Here is a 16,523-nt window from a genome sequence, read left to right on the forward strand (position 1 = left end):
GCAGGGCCGGTCTATGGACCGGCCCTGTCTTTTTTCAAGATCCGAAGATTTTTGCGACAGGAATGAGAGTCCGAATAATGGCTGCCGCAGTTTGATGCCTAAAAGGGCCGACCTTCCCTTCGAAGCCGAAACAACTTGGCCCCGGTGGCACTATCTGCCGGCGTCTGATCCAAAAGACTCGACTCTGTAAAAGTGGAAGCATAAAAAGAACAAATCAAGAACATATTGGTATCTGGCATGTTCGATGGAATGCAGCGTCGCGTCGTTTCATTGTGGTTTCCTCGGTTGGCAAGCGACCGGGTTCTGCGTCGACGCCTGGTGAATGGGCCCTTTGTCCTGACGCTCAAACAACAGAATGCCAATCGTATTTATTGCCTGAACGCTCAGGCTGCGGAACAGGGGCTGCATCAGGGCATGTCCTATGCGGATGCGCGCGCCTTTTGCCCCGCTTTGCAAAGCTGCACAGCCGATCCTCAGGCCGATATGCGTTTCCTGCACATCCTGCGTCGCTGGGCAACGCGCTATTGCCCCTGGGTGGGGATGGAAGGCGAGGATGGGCTGGTGCTTGACGTCACCGGGTCAGCCCATCTCTTTGGCGGCGAAGAGGCGATGTTGGCTGATATGCGCGGACGGTTTGCGCGCGCAGGGCTCTGGGTGCAGATCGGATTGGGGGATACGCGCGGTGCGGCTTGGGCGCTTGCCCGCTATAACGAGGGGGTCGCAGCCTCTGGCAATATGCTGACGGCCCTAAAGTCGCTGCCGGTGGCGGCCTTGCGTCTGGATGAGAAGACCTCGGTCGCCTTACAGCGCATGGGCCTGCGCAAAATTGGTACATTGGCGGCAGCACCGCGCGCACCGCTGACACGGCGTTTTGGCCCCGGTCTGCTGCTCAGGCTGGATCAGGCTCTGGGCGCGCAACCCGAAGCAATCACGCCGCTGTCCGATCCCCCCCATTACGCGGTGCGCATGACCCTGCCGGACCCCATCGGATTACTGTCGGACGTGATGGCTGGGACCGAACGGCTGTTGGCCCAGCTCTGCACCAAGCTGAAGGCGCAAGAGATGGGCGCCCGGAAACTTTGCATGACATTGCGTCGGGTGGACCAGGACTGCCAGCAGGTTGAACTGCGTCTGGCCCGACCTCTGCGCGATCCTCAGCGTATCCTGTCTTTGTTCGAACGCGGTTTGGGGGAAATAGATGCTGGCTTTGGCATTGATCAAATGCGGTTGGAAGCCACCGGGGTTGAAGCGCTGCCAGTACATCAAATCAGCCATGTGTCGGACCACAGCAAGAGCCGGCTGGATGACCTGATCACCCGGCTGGGCACCCGGGTCGGGCTTGAAAACATACAGCGTTTCCTACCTGCGGACAGCCATATTCCCGAACACAGTTTCATCATCGCGGCCGCCGCCTATTCCAACCCCTCCAGCGGCTGGAGCATCCTGAACCCACGCCCGCTCTACCTGTTTCCACCCGAACCTATTGCGGCAACCGGCCCGCATCCGCCCGCGCGGTTCCGCTGGAGACGTATGTCCCTGACAACCGGCCATGCCACGGGCCCCGAACGCATCGCGCCCGAGTGGTGGCATCAGGATGAAAGCTGGCGCTCTGGCCTGCGGGATTACTGGCGAGTGGAAACCACGCAGGGGCGCAGACTCTGGCTGTTTTACACGCCGCAGAATCCGGGCTGGTTTGTACAGGGAGAGTTCGCATGATCACAGCAAACCGCCCGACAGACGCCCTGCACCGCCATATGCCAAAGCCCCATGCACAGGGGCTGGGTTATGCCGAACTCTGTGTCACCACGAATTTCACCTTTCTGACCGGGGCCTCCCACCCCGAAGAGCTCGTCCTGCGCGCCGCCGAGCTGGGATTGTCGGCAATAGCCATCACGGATCACAATTCATTGGCAGGGGTTGTGCGCGCATGGTCGGCACTGCGAGAGCTTAAGCGGCAGACCAAACAGCCCCTTCAAATCAGATCCGAACATCGTGTTGATGCCTCTTCCCGGCAGGAGGTTGGCCACAGGCAGGCGCTTGCGAAACCGGACTGCACTGTTCTGCCTAAACTGATTACCGGCTGCCGGCTGCTGCTGCGCGACAGTGCGGTAGATTGGGTGGCGTTGCCCTGTGATCTGGCAGCCTACAAACGCTTGGCCCGCCTGCTGACTCTGGGCAAACGGCGTACAGATAAGGGCGATTGCGAGCTCTATACGCAAGACATGCTGACGGCCTGCAAGGGCATGATCCTGATCGCCCTGCCCCAGACCACCCTGTCAGAGGCCGCATCGGATATTCAAACCGTGCGGCGACGATTTCCCAATCATGTTTTTCTGGGCGCTGTTCCGCGCTATGACGGCAGCGATCAGGCCTACCTGGCCGAATGCGCCCAACTGGCCCAGAAAAGCTGCGCCCCCATGGTGGCGGTCGGGGATGTTCTGATGCACCGCGCCCACCGCAAGCAACTGGCCGATATCCTGACCTGCATGCGTGAAAATATCACGATTGATCAGATCGGCACCCGCGCATTGCCCAATGCCGAACGCCGCCTCAAATCCGGCCATGATCTGGTCCGGCTGTTCCGCCATCACCCCAGCGCCTTGCGGCGCACGATGGAGATTGCCGACAGGTGCAGCTTTGATCTAGCGGAGCTTTCGTATGAATACCCCGATGAGATTGCAAGCGGGGAACATCCGCAAACGCGTCTGGAACGTCTGGCACACGAAGGGTTGCAGCGCCGGTACCCCGAAGGGCCGCCCGACACGGTGGTCGGGCTGATGCGCAAGGAACTGGCGGTGGTCGCGGATCTGCAGTTTCCCGCTTATTTCCTGACTGTACATGACATCGTACAATATGCCCGGTCGCAGGGCATTCTGTGTCAGGGGCGCGGGTCCGCGGCCAATTCGGTGCTCTGTTACCTCTTGGGCATCACGGATGTCAGCCCCGACCAGATCGCCATGGTCTTTGAACGGTTCGTATCCAGATACCGGGGCGAGCCGCCGGATATTGATGTCGATTTCGAGCATGAGCGGCGTGAAGAGGTGATCCAGTGGATTTACGAGAAATATGGCCGCGAACGTGCTGGTCTTTGCGCAACTGTCATCCATTTCCGCACCCGTGCAGCCATTCGCGAGGTGGGCAAGGTCATGGGGCTGTCGCAGGATGTAACCGCTGGGCTGTCGAGCCAGATCTGGGGCATGAGCAATGGCGGCGTTGATCTGGACCGTATTCGCGAGCTGGGGCTGGACCTCAGCGACCGGCGCCTCATGCAAACCATTCATCTGATTGGAGAAATCATCGGCTTTCCCCGCCATCTGTCCCAGCATGTTGGTGGTTTTGTGATCACCAAAGGACGCCTGGACGAGCTTTGCCCGATTGAAAATGCCGCAATGGAAAACCGCACCGTCATCTGCTGGGACAAAGATGATATTGATGCTCTGAACATCCTGAAAGTCGATGTGCTGGGGCTTGGTATGCTCAGTTGTCTGCGCAAATCCTTTGGCCTGCTGCAACAGCATGAAGGCCAGACCCTGAGCATCGCCAAGGTGCCTCAGGACGACACCGCCACATATGACATGCTCTGCCGGGCGGATGCGATCGGCGTCTTTCAGGTCGAAAGTCGGGCACAGATGAATTTCCTGCCCCGGATGCGCCCCCGCGAGCTTTATGACCTGATAATCGAAGTTGCTATTGTGCGCCCTGGCCCCATTCAAGGGGATATGGTGAAGCCCTATATCCGGCGACGCAATGGGCTGGAAAACCCCGAACCCTTTGGCCCGAAACTGGAACAGGTGACAGCGCGCACATTGGGCGTCCCCCTGTTTCAGGAACAGGCCATGCAGATTGCCGTGGTCGGGGCCGGATTCACGGCGGAAGAGGCCGACCATCTGCGCCGCTCATTGGCTACGTTCCGGCGAATGGGCACAATCGGCACATTCCGGGATAAATTCATCAATGGGATGCTGGGCAACGGCTATGACATCAAAGTGGCCGAGCAGTGTTTTTCCCAGATCGAAGGCTTTGCCGATTACGGGTTCCCGGAAAGCCATGCGGCGGCCTTTGCCATGCTTGCCTATGTCTCGGCCTGGCTGAAACGCCATCACCCGGCGATCTTTGCCTGCGCGCTTTTGAACTCTCAACCCATGGGGTTTTACGCGCCCGCTCAGATCGTGCGCGACGCCCGCGAGCATGGGGTCGAAATCCGCCCCATCTGCGTCAATCATTCCGAGTGGGACAATATACTGGAACGCCGCCCCGATGGCGCGCTGGCGCTGCGGCTGGGATTCCGCCAGATCAAGGGGTTCAGGGAAGAAGACGCCGGCTGGATTGAGGCCGCCCGCGGCAATGGCTATCAGGATCCAGAGGCGCTGTGGCTGCGTGCGGGGCTGCGGCCTGATGTACTGACGCGCTTGGCCGAGGCAGACGCTTTTTCCGATATGGGGCTAACCCGGCGCGATGCACTCTGGCAGGTCAAAGCCATTCAAAGCCCCAAACCTCTGCCCTTGTTCAATGATCCGATTGACGGGGAAACGGTTCACGAACCCCCGGTCAACCTGCCCGCCATGCAGCTGGGCGAAGAGGTGGTCGAGGATTATGTTGCCACCCGCCTGACCCTGCGGGCCCACCCGATGGAACTGCTGCGCCCCTCTCTGCCAGGGCTGACCACACATGTCGCCTTGCTTGAGGTGCCCCTGGGGCGGCACAGCGTTTGTGGTCTGGTTATCACCCGTCAGCGGCCGGGCACGGCGTCGGGTATAATTTTCCTGACGCTAGAGGATGAAACCGGGGTCAGCAATGTGGTGGTCTGGCCCAAGGTTTATGAGCGTTTCCGCCGGGCCGTGATGGGCGGGCGCCTGCTGCGGATCACAGGGTATCTGCAGCGTGAAGGGATTATCGTGCACCTGATCGCCCAGGACGTTCAGGACATGTCACATAAGCTTTCCGAATTGGGGCACCCGCAACCAGAGGTCCTAAGCACCGAAGGGTCCCGCACTGATGATACACCGAAGAAATCCCGCTATCCTGCCAGGGCAATGCACCCACGGGATCAGGCAAAGCGGCTGTTTCCAAGCCGGGATTTTCATTGAGCCGCACTGCTGGATATCTCTGGCCGGGTTCGCACTGTCGGATTGCCGCAACTCAAAACAATATTGAGGCAAACTCACCCCTACCCCGTTCACAGGGCAAGACACCCTGTGCTAGGTTAAGCACGTATAATTGTTTATGAATTGGTGAGTTTCCGATGGCGCGAAAATGTCTGGCAATCCTGATTACGTCGGCGGGTCGCCGTGTTGGCCTGCTGCAATGCTTCAGGGCGGCTGCGGAACGTCTGGATGTTGACCTGACCATCATCGCCTGCGACCTGAACCCAGATGAAAGCGCGGCTTGCGCGCTTGCCGATCACGCCGCCGCCGTGCCGCGATGTAACAGCCCCGACTATGCAACCTCGATCCTCGAGATTGTGCGCCAACACGGGGTCAGCCTGGTGATCCCCACAATCGACCCGGAACTGATGCCCCTGGCACAGGCCGCGCCCGCCTTTGCCAATCTGGGCGCGCGAGTCCATGTCTCGCCGGTGAACGTGATCGAGGTTGTCCGGGACAAGCGCCTGACAATCCAGAAACTGTCCGAAGCCGGGGTTCCAGTTCCGCGCACATTGGATCATCAGGAATTGCTAGAGCGGCCACAGGACATCAGTTGGCCCATCTTTGCAAAGCCAAGTGGCGGCAGTGCAAGCCGGGGGCTGGATGTATTCGAAACCCTCGCTGATGTCCCCTCTGAATTCCCCGAACCGATGATCTTTCAGGACAAGCTGAACGGACCGGAATACACAATCAACATGTTTGTAGATGCCTCGGGTCAGCTCTGCACTGTGATCCCGCATCTGCGCATTCAAATTCGCGCCGGTGAGGTTGAAAAGGGTGAAACCAGGCGACGCAATGATCTGCAAACCATCGCCGAAGGCATTGCACAGGCCCTGCCCGATCTGCGCGGTGTCGCCTGTTTTCAGATCATCGACGACCCAGAACATGGCCCCGCAGTGCTTGAGATCAATGCGCGTTTCGGGGGTGGCTACCCTCTGGCCGATCATGCGGGCGCACAGTTCGCACAGTGGCTTTTGGAAGAGGTCGCCGAATTACCTTCAACCGCTCATAACAACTGGCGCGATGGTGTGAAAATGATGCGATATGACAGTGCGGTGTATCAGGGCTGATGCTGGTATTTGATCTGGACGATACCCTGTATCTGGAGCGAGATTTTGCCTTTAGCGGCTATAACTGGCTGAACGGTTGGGTCCACGAAAAAACCGGCGCTGAAGGGTTCGGACAACAGTGTCAGGCCGCGTACAATGCGGGGGAAAGACGACGCATATTCAATGTGGCTTGCGCGCAGACCGGCCTTGATGCGACCGATGCTTTCATACAGGACCTGATCACCAAATACCGATCACACCCGCCCAGTATTTCGCTATGTAAGGATGCCGAGCGGTTTTTGACAAACGCAGATCAGCCAATGGGGTTGATCACCGACGGGCCCGAAAAGATGCAGCGCAACAAGATCGCCGCGCTGGATCTGGACCGCTTTATTGCGCATATCCGCCCGACCGGCGCCTGGCCGGATGGCTACGGGAAACCGCATCCCCGCGCCTATGAAGAGATGGAATTGGCCGCGCAAAACCCGCGCAGAATGGTCTATGTAGCGGACAATCCGGCCAAGGACTTTATCACCCCGAATGCCCGAGGCTGGCGGACGGTTCAAATCCTCCGACCCGGGGCTGTGCATGATCCGATTCCACCCAGTTCTAAGCATGCCGCATATGCCACGGTCACCAGCTTAGGCCAGCTTACAGAAGTTCTGTCAGACCTTTAGCCGTGCCGGCTTTGGCAGCAACTCCGATTTGCACATTGGCAATCAAAGAATCCCAGTCCGACAGAACGTGCTGCGGTTCCAGCCATTCCCTGTTATGGCGTGCATTCTGACGCATTTTATGCAGTAAGGCATCATCCTTTGACAGGCTGACAATCGCCTTGGTCAGACCGGCAACATCCTCGGCCGGAACAAGCAATCCGTTTCCCCTGTCGCGGATCAATTCCCGTGGACCATAGGCGCAATCGAACGATATGACCGGCAGACCTGTGACCGTGGCTTCGGCAACCACGTTCGGAAACCCTTCAAAGCGGGAGGGGAATACCAGAATATCCGCGTCTTGCATCCAGTCTCCGGGTTTTGGGCTGGCGCCGGGCAATGACACGATATCCGACAAATTCGCCGCCGATATCTGCTGTTCCAAGGCGCCGCGCTCGGGGCCCTCGCCAAAGATCGTCAACCGGATGTCTGGGTTGTTGCGCAGCACTTCGGGCATTGCCCGCAGCAGCATATCGAACCCCTTTTGACGATCCAAACGCCCGACAGCCACAAGCCGGGTCTGTCCGGACCCGATGTGAATCCCCCCCAGCGGAGCACATGGATTGGGGATTACACTGGCCTTTGGGATCAGGTCCGCAGGCAAATCCAAACGCGCACGTTCGGTCTGCATGACAATTCCGGACGCCCCCCGCGCAAGCCTGTTCACCGCTTTCAGCCACATGGGATTTCCGCTTTGGACCAGTGGATTGTTCCGCTCGGAAATTACAACCGGCACCCCGGTTCCACGCGCGGCCAACATGGTCAGCACATTCACCTTGGTCAGAAACGAGATGATCAGATCGGGACGCACAGCCCGGATGATCTTGCGAATATGCAAGTAGCGCCGTGCCTGCGTCAGTCGCCGCGAAATCTTTAGCGGCTGAATCATGTGCAAATGCGCGCACTCAGGATAGGCGAAATAGGAACCAGAATCCTCTGTCCCCATCCCGGCGACGTGAACCTCATCCCCGGCCGAGATCCGATGCGCGGCGATCATTGCGGCGATCTTTTCCGCACCGCCTGCTCCGAACCCAGCTTGCACCAATAACAGTTTCATTTTTCACTCAGCGGCGCTTTTTACACGATCAGCTTGCTGTACCAGATCCAGAGTTTCTGGACGGTTCAACTCTTGTTCGACAATGGGCCGGTTCAGGTCTTTGGACTGAAGGAAAATCCGCCCAATATATTCGCCCATTATTCCCAGGAACATCGCATTCAAGGTCATCGACAGCAGCAACAGGATGGTGGTCGTGGCAAAACCGCCCGGCCAGTTCTGGCCAAAGAACAGCTTGCCGATCACATATCCGATCATCAGCAAAAACGTCCCTGTGCCAACCGTCAGACTGATCATCGAGGCAAGGCGCAAGGGCAGAAGCGAGTGGTTGATCAACCCGTCGACAGCAAGCGACAGCATGGCCCGAAACGGAAATTTCGACTCGCCAGCGGTGCGCGCATTGCGATCATATTCAAAGCCGATCTGGCGGAAACCCATCCCACTGATTAACCCGCGAACATAAGGAGAGCGATCATCGACCCGGCGCAGCTCGTCCAGAATACGCCGGTCAGTCAGCCGAAACTCGCCCGCATTTCTCGGCAAATCATCATTGCTGATCATGTCGATCAACGCATAAAAGCCGCGCCGCGCGGCAGCGACGATGGGGCCGTCCGGCAGGCTACGGCGAATGCCGTAAACCACGTGATATCCCTGCCGCCAGGTATCCAGCATCTGCGGGATCAGCTCGGGCGGGTCCTGCATGTCGCAATCCAGTTGGATCGAACAGGCCCCGTTTGCGGATCGATAGGCCGTCAGAACTGATGACTGATATCCCATATTGCGGGCAAACCGGATAACCCGGACACGGGGATCAGCAGCAGCAATATCCGACAGGATTTCAAATGTACGATCCGTGGAATGGTTGTCAGTGAAAATGATCTCGGGCTCATAAGAGGGCAGATCGTCAAACACCTTGGTCACACGTTCATAGGCCGTGCGAACGTTATCTTCTTCGTTCAAAGCGGGGATCAGGATTGAAACCAAAGTCACGCGTTCATCTCCGCTTGTTGTGACTGTTTTGTCCATTGAACCGTCCTTTCAAGGCCTTCACGCAAAGCGATTTTTGCCGACCAGCCATAACGTTCCGCCATCTGTGAAGGATCCGAAACCAACAATATCGGGTCATCCTTCGGCGGCGCAGAGGAAACCATATCCGGAGCTGCTCCGGTCAACACCTGCAACTCTCTTGCGACCGCGGCCATATCCGGAGCATCGCCGGTGACAACATTAATGACCGACCCCGCCTTGTCCGGCGCGTCAGCAATCAGAAGCAGCGCTTCGACTATGTCGTCAATATGTATCAGATCACGCCGATCATGTGGACGATGAAGGAAAACCGGGGCTTTCCGCAACAGGCGGCCAATGGCATGGGGTATGAAGAAGTCTTCTGACTGTCCGGGACCATAGGTCAGCGCCAACCGAGCCGTAACAGCCTTGAACGGCAGCCGGGGCTGAGCCATTTCAATATAGTGCGTTCCGGCCACCAGAGAGGCGCCATAGGAATTTCGCGGGTTCTCTCGCGAAGTTTCGACATAGGGCAGCTTGATATCACCATATTCCGCAATGGATCCGGTGCGCACAAACGCATTGGGCGGCTGATCACAGATGGCCAAAGCCGACAGGATCGCAACCAGCGTCGAGAGATTTTGCAAAATACTGGCATTCAGATCTGCCAGGTCATCAGTCTCGGCAAATTTTGTCTGCGCGGCGGTGTGCAGAACTACCTGGGGTCGGAACGCATTCGCGACGCGTTTGATCGCGGCAACATCCGAATACCCATCGGTGAAAAAGCGGATTCCCGAAGCACCTTGCAAACGGTCCAGAGAGGAACCCGGCCGCGTAAGCACAGCGACCTCATCGCCCCGGGCCAAACAGGCCCGAGCCAGATGAGAGCCGATGAATCCGCTTGCTCCGGTGATCAGTACGCGCGTCATTGTTTTCCCTTCAGGGAATAACTACTGGCATTGGCAAAGGCACGATGAACTTGCCGCCAGCGGCTTCGAAATCAGCCATCTGCTCGCGGATTTCGTCAAAGAAATTCCAGGCCAAAACCAGCAGGTAATCAGGTCTGCGTTCCATGACCGCTTCGGGGGCCAATACAGGAATAAGCTTGCCCGGCGAATACAGGCCCTGTTTCAAAGTGTTCCGGTCAACCAGAAAATCCAGAGTTTCCGTGCCGATATCAAAATAGTTCAGCAACGTGTTACCCTTAGCGGGCGCACCGTAGCCAGCAATCGTTTTGCCAGATGCCTTAAGCTCGGCCAGCATGGAAACAAGGCTTTCCTGCATCGCGTGAACACGCTCGGCAAATGCTTCGTATGCCTCTTTGTTGGTCATGCCCGCGGCATCTTCGTCAGCCAGCATATCAGCAACAATCGGCGCCGGGGTTTTGTTCAGCGCGGCGGGTTGCATGAACACGCGCATCGAACCGCCATGAACCGGCAGTTTTGTGACATCCACTACATCAAGCCCAACGGACTGGCCCAGTTTGACGACGGACAGAAGGCTCAGTTCAGAGACATGTTCGTGATAAACATTGTCGAACTCGTTGGTCTCGAGGATCATCTTGCCCCAAGGCACTTCGATGATGAAGACGCCGTCATCTGTCAACAGGTCCAGAACACCTTCGGTAAAGCCGTGCAGATCGTCTATATGGTTGAAGGTATTGGTCGTCGTGATGACGCTGGCCGGCCCTTCGGTTTCGCGAATCTGCTGTGCGGTGGCGCGGTTGAAAAAGTCGACATGGACCCGGACGCCCCGTTCACCTGCGATCTTGGCAAGGTTGGCCGCCGGGTCGATGCCCAATGTGCGCCCGCCCTGATCGTTGGCATGGGACAGCATCAGCCCGTCATTACAACCGATATCAATGATCAGCCCACCTTGCGCACGCTCTACCGCGACCGAGGCGAGTTCGGCGAAATGCGTGTGCATTGTTGCCGCACCGGACGGGACATAAAGATAGTCCGTAAAGAAATCAGCAGGCACCTGATCTGCAACCTGGATCAAGCCACAATCCAGACAGGCCTGAGTATTCAGCGGGAAAGCCGGTTGCGGAACATCCTTTTGCTCGGGCCGTGCGAACATATTGGCGGGCGGGTGATCGCCCATCGGCAGCACAAGCATAAGGTTGGTAGACCGGCAGGTACGGCAGGTCGTGCGAACAGACGTATTGATGCTTTGATCGTTCATCAGACCAGGGCTCCTTGGAATTTCAATGCAAATTCTTCAAATTTTGCATGCATATAATCGATTTGCGCTTGTATCAGGCCATGGTGACAAGCCAGCAGAATACCCCCGCGCATAACCGCATCGGAATTGGGATAGCCCGCTGGATCTGCTCGGTATTCTACTTGCTTCATGGCAGGCTGACGCAGAATGTTTCCGGTAAAGACGGGCCGAGTTTGGATGTCTGAAGTCTCAAGGAATATCTGCATCTCGCGCCGCGTGAATGGGGCACCTTCGCGCAATGTCAGCGGGAAGGCCAGCCACCCGGTGCGCGAGTTCGGCAGTTGTTCAGGCAGGATGAACCAGTCTTCATAGCGGGCAAAAAAGGCGCGATGAGCAGCGAAGGCCTCTTCGCGCACGCGGATGTTGTTGTCCAGTTTGCTCAGCTGCACCAACCCGAATGCCGCGCTGATTTCCGAAGGTTCAACGTTATAGCCAAGATCCTCGAACAGAAATTTGGCATCATACTCGATCCCGTCCAGTTTGACGTTGAACCGGTTCTCGATGGCCTCGGATTCCACAAACAGCGAGGACGACCGCCCCCAGGACCTCAGCAAAAGCGCCTTGCGGCCAAGCTCTTCGTCATTCACGCACAACATGCCGCCATTCCCGGCGCCATTGATGACGTGGCTGCCGTAAAAGCTGGTGGTAGAGACGTCGGAATAGACGCCCGTGCTTGTACCGTCGATGGTCGCGCCCAGCGTGTCAGCGCTGTCTTCAATCACCTTCAGGCCATGCGCATCGGCCAGCTCGCGGATACGGCGCCAATCTGGCAGGTTTCCGATAAGTGACGGAATCATGACGGCAGATGTATTTGGCGTGATCATGCGTTCGATCGCGTCTACGTCGATATTATAGGTCCCGACCGCGGCATCCACAAATGTCGGGATCAGGCCCTGACGGACAAGCGGAGCAACCGTCGTGGCAAAAGTCAGGGCCGGAGTGATAACTTCGCTGCCCTTTGGCAAGTCCAGAATCTCGACCGCGAGATAGTTCGCCGATGACCCCGAGTTCACCATGATGCCGTGGCGTTTGGAAAACAAAGCAGCCACTTTTTCCTGCATCTCGCGCACTTTGGGGCCCATCTGGGTGGACGTTTTCAGAACTTCGACAACCGCGTCGATCTCTTCCTGGCCATGCACGGTTTGACCGTAATTCACTCGCATTATTCTTTTCTCCTCAATAACCCGCTATTGCGCGGCGACCGGAGCCCGGTCGAAATCCCGTGAAGACATCAGGTCACTGTAGAACCCGATCTGATTGTTTGTGATCCCACCCATCTCCGCACCGGCGGCATGGGCCTTGTACCAGTCTACTGTCAGGCGAACGGCTTCGGGCAATGTCAGTTGCGGACGCCAACCCAATCCCGTTTGCGCCTTAGTGCTGTCCAGTCGAAGAATACCTGCCTCATGCGGCGCAGCAGAGGTCTGTTCCGCCGACGCCATCGAAAACTGCGGGGCCTCTTCGCCCCAGGCATCCTGCATCAAGGTTGCCAACTGCCGGACATCCACCGTCCCCGACACATCAGGGCCAAAATTCCAGGCGCCAGCAAAGCTTTGCCCATCCCGATACATTCGCGCGGCCAAGGCCAGATAGCCCGACAGCGGTTCAAGAACATGCTGCCAGGGGCGCACGCTGAGCGGGTTGCGGATCACCACCGGTTCGCCCGCCTCGGATGCGCGGATCACGTCGGGGATAAGCCGATCTTCGCCCCAGTCGCCCCCTCCGAACACATTCCCGGCCCGGACTGTTGCCAGTTGCGGCCCATCCGCTGATGAAAAGAAGGAATGACCATAAGATTGCGCCACAAGTTCGGTACAGCCTTTCGAGGCGCTATACGGGTCCCTGCCGCCCATCGGATCGTTTTCGCGATAACCCCAGGTCCATTCCTTGTTGTCGTAACACTTGTCACTGGTGACAACGACCACCGCCTTCAGTGAGCGCATCCCCAAAGCGGCATCCAGAACATGGGCCGTTCCAGATACATTGGTCGCAAAGGTTTCGGCAGGATCCCTGTAAGACCGGCGCACCAAGGGTTGGGCGGCCATGTGGAACACGATTTCAGCGTCCACCCCTGACAGTGTATCCAGCACCGCCTGACGATTGCGGATATCCGCAATCCGGCTGTCGGTCAGCCCGTCAACAGAACAGGCATCAAAGAATGAATGCCCCTGTTCGGGAGGCAATGACAAGCCTGTCACCTCTGCCCCCAGACGCCTCAGCCATGCACAAATCCACCCGCCCTTGAATCCGGTATGCCCGGTCACAAGAACACGGCGGCCGGCAAAAACGCCATCAAACTGAGAATTGACCTGCCCGCTCACGGTTCACCTCATATCGCCAGAGCAGGGTAGCTCTTGCCCGAACCTTCGTTGAAATTAAGCCAGGGCGGCGTTTCACCTTCGCACAGACCGTCCAGCGTATTCCTGTCGCGCAGAGTGTCCATCGGATGCCAAAACCCATCGTGGCGATAGGCCATCAGCTCTCCGTCGCGGGCCATCTGGGTCAGCGGGGTCTGTTCCAGCGGCTCATTGTCATCAACCATATAGTCCAAGACGCCCGGCTCGAAGACGAAGAAGCCGCCATTGATCCAGGTTTCGCGATTGCGGACCTTTTCGGTGAAGGCGTCAACCCTGTCGCCCTTGAGCTCGATGTTACCAAACCGCGCCGGGGGCTGAACCGCAGTTACGGTCGCCAGCTTGCCGTGTGATTTGTGGAAATCAATCAGTGCATTGATGTCGATATTTCCTACGCCGTCCGAATAGGTGCACATGAACGGCTCATCAGGAGTCAGCCAATCCTTGAGCCGACGGATACGACCACTGGTCATGGTATGCGCACCGGTGTCTACCACTGACACATTCCACCCGCCCGGAGCAGAAGGGACCAGTTGCAATTCCCCAGTGTCCAGCGATACCGATATATTGTTGGCGATCAGGTGATAATTGGCAAAGAACTGCTTCAGCAGCAATGCTTTGTACCCGGCAGCCACAACAAAATCACGATGCCCGAAATGGCTGTAGATATCCATCACGCGTGCGATGATCGGACGCCCGCCCACTTCAACCATGGGCTTGGGAATGGAAACCGTTTCTTCGGCCAGACGCGAGCCTAGTCCACCAGCCAGAAGTACCGTTTTCATTGTCTATCCTTCCTTTATTCGATCAATAGAATTGATGGTCATGTGAATGGGCCCGCCCAGGAAAAATATAGGCAGGTTGAGTCGCGCAGGCACTGGTCATTGTTCAGCCCCTGCAGCTTTCAAGTATACCACACCTTGGCCGTAGCGGTTGTTCAGACCTGATAATTCGACCGGGCGGTAGTTGTTTGCCCGCGCATAGCTCAACAATGGGGCTTCCAGAACGGAATCGTATCCAAGCAGGAAAGCCGAAGGCGGGTTATCTGCAAACAGAGCCGGTAAGTCTTCGGCGCCTGCCATCACGTATTTGCCGGCAAGTTCCGGGTCCGTGAAGGGTGCAATTCGGTAAGCGAATGGCCCCGTTGCAAATTCTGGATAAACGCTCAGGCCCGCCTCAAGCGGATAGATCGGCAGCAAAGTCGCGACCGGACCATCAGGCAGTGCACTGCCTGCCACCGCATCCCGAAGGACAGCACCGGAACCGGCAAAACGGGCCGAGGTGAACTTCGAAGGTTCTGTCAGCGAGACCAGGCCCATCCCGATACGCGGGAGTCCCAGGATGACCATCAAGACAATACCTGCCGCAAGCACAGGCACTGCCTCGTGCCGCCGTGGCGGGTCAAGCCGACGAAACAGAACCGCGAGCAGCAGAGGCAGACAGACCAGAGGCTGGATATAATATTGCGGAAAACCGGGCGTTGGAACAAAAGCCATTGAGGCAGTCAGGATAATGATCGCCAGAACAACACCACCATGCCGCAGTTGCGAGGGCTGCATTTCGTCGACACGCGCACCACCACGCAGGATAATCCAAAGCACGGACAGAATGGCCATAACCATCACCAGGCCCACTCCGGCCACCCATGCCGAATGGGCCAGCATCAACTTGCCCGACAATCTCAGGGCCAGCCCCGGTTCTGTTGCGGCGTTGGCCTCCCAATAGGCGACATGTGGTCCGGTGTGAAACCCCAAGACATGCGCCAGAAAGACGCCCGGATCAGCGAGCAGAAAGGCAAACAGGGGCAAGGCCCCGATCAGCCCTCCGATCAGCAGCGGCAGGACCACGGCTTTCAGTCGTCGTGCCATCGAAACATCCGCAGGCAACAAGAATGCGGCAAGAGCAATCGGCGGAATAAACAGTACCGCACTGACCTTCATCCCCGCCGCAATAGACAATGCGACGCCCGATAGAACCAGCGTCAAAAATCGCGGCGCGGGCTTTGACGTCTCGATCAAAAACAGGCCAAGCCCGATGACCGCAAATGGCAGTGGCAACAGATTGTTGGTTGCGGCCATACCGGCACCGGTCAGAAACAGCTCGCATGTCACAATGCCGATAATTGAAAAGACAGCGAGAACCGGTGATCCCGACAAGCGCAGCGTTACCCAGCCAGTCGCCGCGATCAATCCAAGCCAGGCCAGAAACAGGCCGATCCGAGCGGACCCCAACAGGCCGAACTCATCGAACAGAATGCCGGTCCCAAGGTAATACCACGCCGAATAAGGGACGTGATTGTAGAAGAAGTCCGAATAAAGCTCCCACTCTCCGAGCAAACGCGCCGGAGGGACGAACATCAGCTCATCCCGGCGCAGATCATAGGTCATCAGGCGGCCGAACAAACCGGCAATCAGCAACACAAGCCCCAGACCAGCGGTCACGATCCCAAGCATAGCACCCATGCGCGTACTTGACGGGGTGGTGCCCTTAAAGCTTGATATTCTCGCATCGCTCATCTCAGCCCCTCCGATCCATCGCCTGACCCCGGCCAAGCGCACGCGAAATCATGAGGTAAGACAATATGACAACGGGCCCTAATGCGACCGCCTGTGCCAGATAGGGATCAAGCCCAACCTGCATCAAACCGCGCAAAAGCAGCGCATTCACAAAATACAGCACGACATAAGACATCGCATATAGCGGGAAACGGCGGTATCCCTGCACGCCAAAGACAAACCGGGCGTGGATACAAAAATTCCAGATCACACCCAAAATAAACTGAAGCAGAAGCGCAAGCTGCGGATGCATGCCCGCAAAAATCAAAAGGGCAAACACGCTATAGCCAAACGCCGTGTTGATCAGGCCGGCCCAGATAAACCGTACCACCTGCGCACGTTCCTCTGACGGCGCAAAAGCCGAGCGTATATTAAGCCTCGCCATCAAATGTTGGCCCTTTCGGCGGAAATATTAAACACAGAAAC

The 16,523-nt window shown here is 57.5% G+C and carries 13 protein-coding genes; 4 read left to right on the forward strand and 9 right to left on the reverse strand.

The features are described from left to right. Positions 1–237: 237 nt before the first annotated feature. The 4 genes from AC2FGB_RS07880 (at position 238) to AC2FGB_RS07895 (ending at position 6,870) form a co-directional block, all read left to right on the forward strand. Positions 238–1,716, forward strand: a complete 1,479-nt coding sequence (locus AC2FGB_RS07880) for a Y-family DNA polymerase (RefSeq protein WP_496693748.1) — start codon at positions 238–240, stop codon at positions 1,714–1,716. Then, complete coding sequence (locus AC2FGB_RS07885; RefSeq protein ID WP_496693747.1) at positions 1,713–5,087, forward strand: error-prone DNA polymerase; 3,375 nt, start codon at positions 1,713–1,715, stop codon at positions 5,085–5,087. Before AC2FGB_RS07880 ends, AC2FGB_RS07885 begins: the two co-directional genes overlap by 4 nt. Before the next feature lie 155 nt (positions 5,088–5,242). Then, a complete protein-coding gene (locus AC2FGB_RS07890) occupies positions 5,243–6,214 on the forward strand; it encodes an ATP-grasp domain-containing protein (protein ID WP_496693746.1) in 972 nt (323 codons plus the stop codon). Beyond that, positions 6,214–6,870, forward strand: coding sequence for an HAD family hydrolase (locus AC2FGB_RS07895; RefSeq protein ID WP_496693745.1), 657 nt, complete (start codon positions 6,214–6,216; stop codon positions 6,868–6,870). The genes AC2FGB_RS07890 and AC2FGB_RS07895 overlap by 1 nt, the downstream gene beginning before the upstream one ends. Here the strand turns inward: AC2FGB_RS07895 and AC2FGB_RS07900 are convergent. The 9 genes from AC2FGB_RS07900 to AC2FGB_RS07940 all read right to left on the reverse strand — a co-directional run bounded on the left by AC2FGB_RS07900 (position 6,845) and on the right by AC2FGB_RS07940 (position 16,482). Further along, positions 6,845–7,963: a glycosyltransferase family 4 protein gene (locus tag AC2FGB_RS07900; RefSeq protein WP_496693744.1), complete on the reverse strand. Its 1,119-nt coding sequence runs from the start codon at positions 7,961–7,963 to the stop codon at positions 6,845–6,847. The genes AC2FGB_RS07895 and AC2FGB_RS07900 overlap by 26 nt on opposite strands. Before the next feature lie 3 nt (positions 7,964–7,966). Beyond that, positions 7,967–8,986 carry a glycosyltransferase family 2 protein gene (locus tag AC2FGB_RS07905; protein WP_185956666.1) on the reverse strand — a complete coding sequence of 340 codons (1,020 nt, stop codon included), beginning with the start codon at positions 8,984–8,986 and terminating at the stop codon, positions 7,967–7,969. After that, the gene (locus AC2FGB_RS07910; RefSeq protein WP_496693743.1) at positions 8,947–9,894 is read right to left on the reverse strand and encodes an NAD-dependent epimerase/dehydratase family protein; all 948 of its coding nucleotides are present in this window, start codon (positions 9,892–9,894) and stop codon (positions 8,947–8,949) included. Before AC2FGB_RS07910 ends, AC2FGB_RS07905 begins: the two co-directional genes overlap by 40 nt. 10 nt (positions 9,895–9,904) lie before the next feature. Then, positions 9,905–11,149 (reverse strand): class I SAM-dependent methyltransferase, encoded by a 1,245-nt coding sequence (locus tag AC2FGB_RS07915; RefSeq protein WP_271948813.1) that lies wholly within the window; start codon positions 11,147–11,149, stop codon positions 9,905–9,907. Then, a complete protein-coding gene (locus AC2FGB_RS07920; protein ID WP_142636227.1) occupies positions 11,149–12,351 on the reverse strand; it encodes a DegT/DnrJ/EryC1/StrS family aminotransferase in 1,203 nt (400 codons plus the stop codon). Before AC2FGB_RS07920 ends, AC2FGB_RS07915 begins: the two co-directional genes overlap by 1 nt. A 24-nt stretch (positions 12,352–12,375) precedes the next feature. Further along, the gene (gene rfbG, locus AC2FGB_RS07925; RefSeq protein ID WP_281995076.1) at positions 12,376–13,509 is read right to left on the reverse strand and encodes a CDP-glucose 4,6-dehydratase; all 1,134 of its coding nucleotides are present in this window, start codon (positions 13,507–13,509) and stop codon (positions 12,376–12,378) included. Between the two features lie 8 nt (positions 13,510–13,517). Then, positions 13,518–14,327, reverse strand: a complete 810-nt coding sequence (gene rfbF / locus AC2FGB_RS07930) for a glucose-1-phosphate cytidylyltransferase (RefSeq protein WP_142636222.1) — start codon at positions 14,325–14,327, stop codon at positions 13,518–13,520. Positions 14,328–14,423: 96 nt separating this feature from the next. Then, positions 14,424–16,058 carry a glycosyltransferase family protein gene (locus AC2FGB_RS07935; RefSeq protein WP_496689374.1) on the reverse strand — a complete coding sequence of 545 codons (1,635 nt, stop codon included), beginning with the start codon at positions 16,056–16,058 and terminating at the stop codon, positions 14,424–14,426. 1 nt (position 16,059) lies between these two features. Beyond that, positions 16,060–16,482, reverse strand: coding sequence for a GtrA family protein (locus AC2FGB_RS07940; RefSeq protein ID WP_496693742.1), 423 nt, complete (start codon positions 16,480–16,482; stop codon positions 16,060–16,062). Between the last annotated feature and the right edge of the window lie 41 nt (positions 16,483–16,523).

It is taken from the genome of Ruegeria sp. CDSC021 (genome assembly GCF_059610845.1).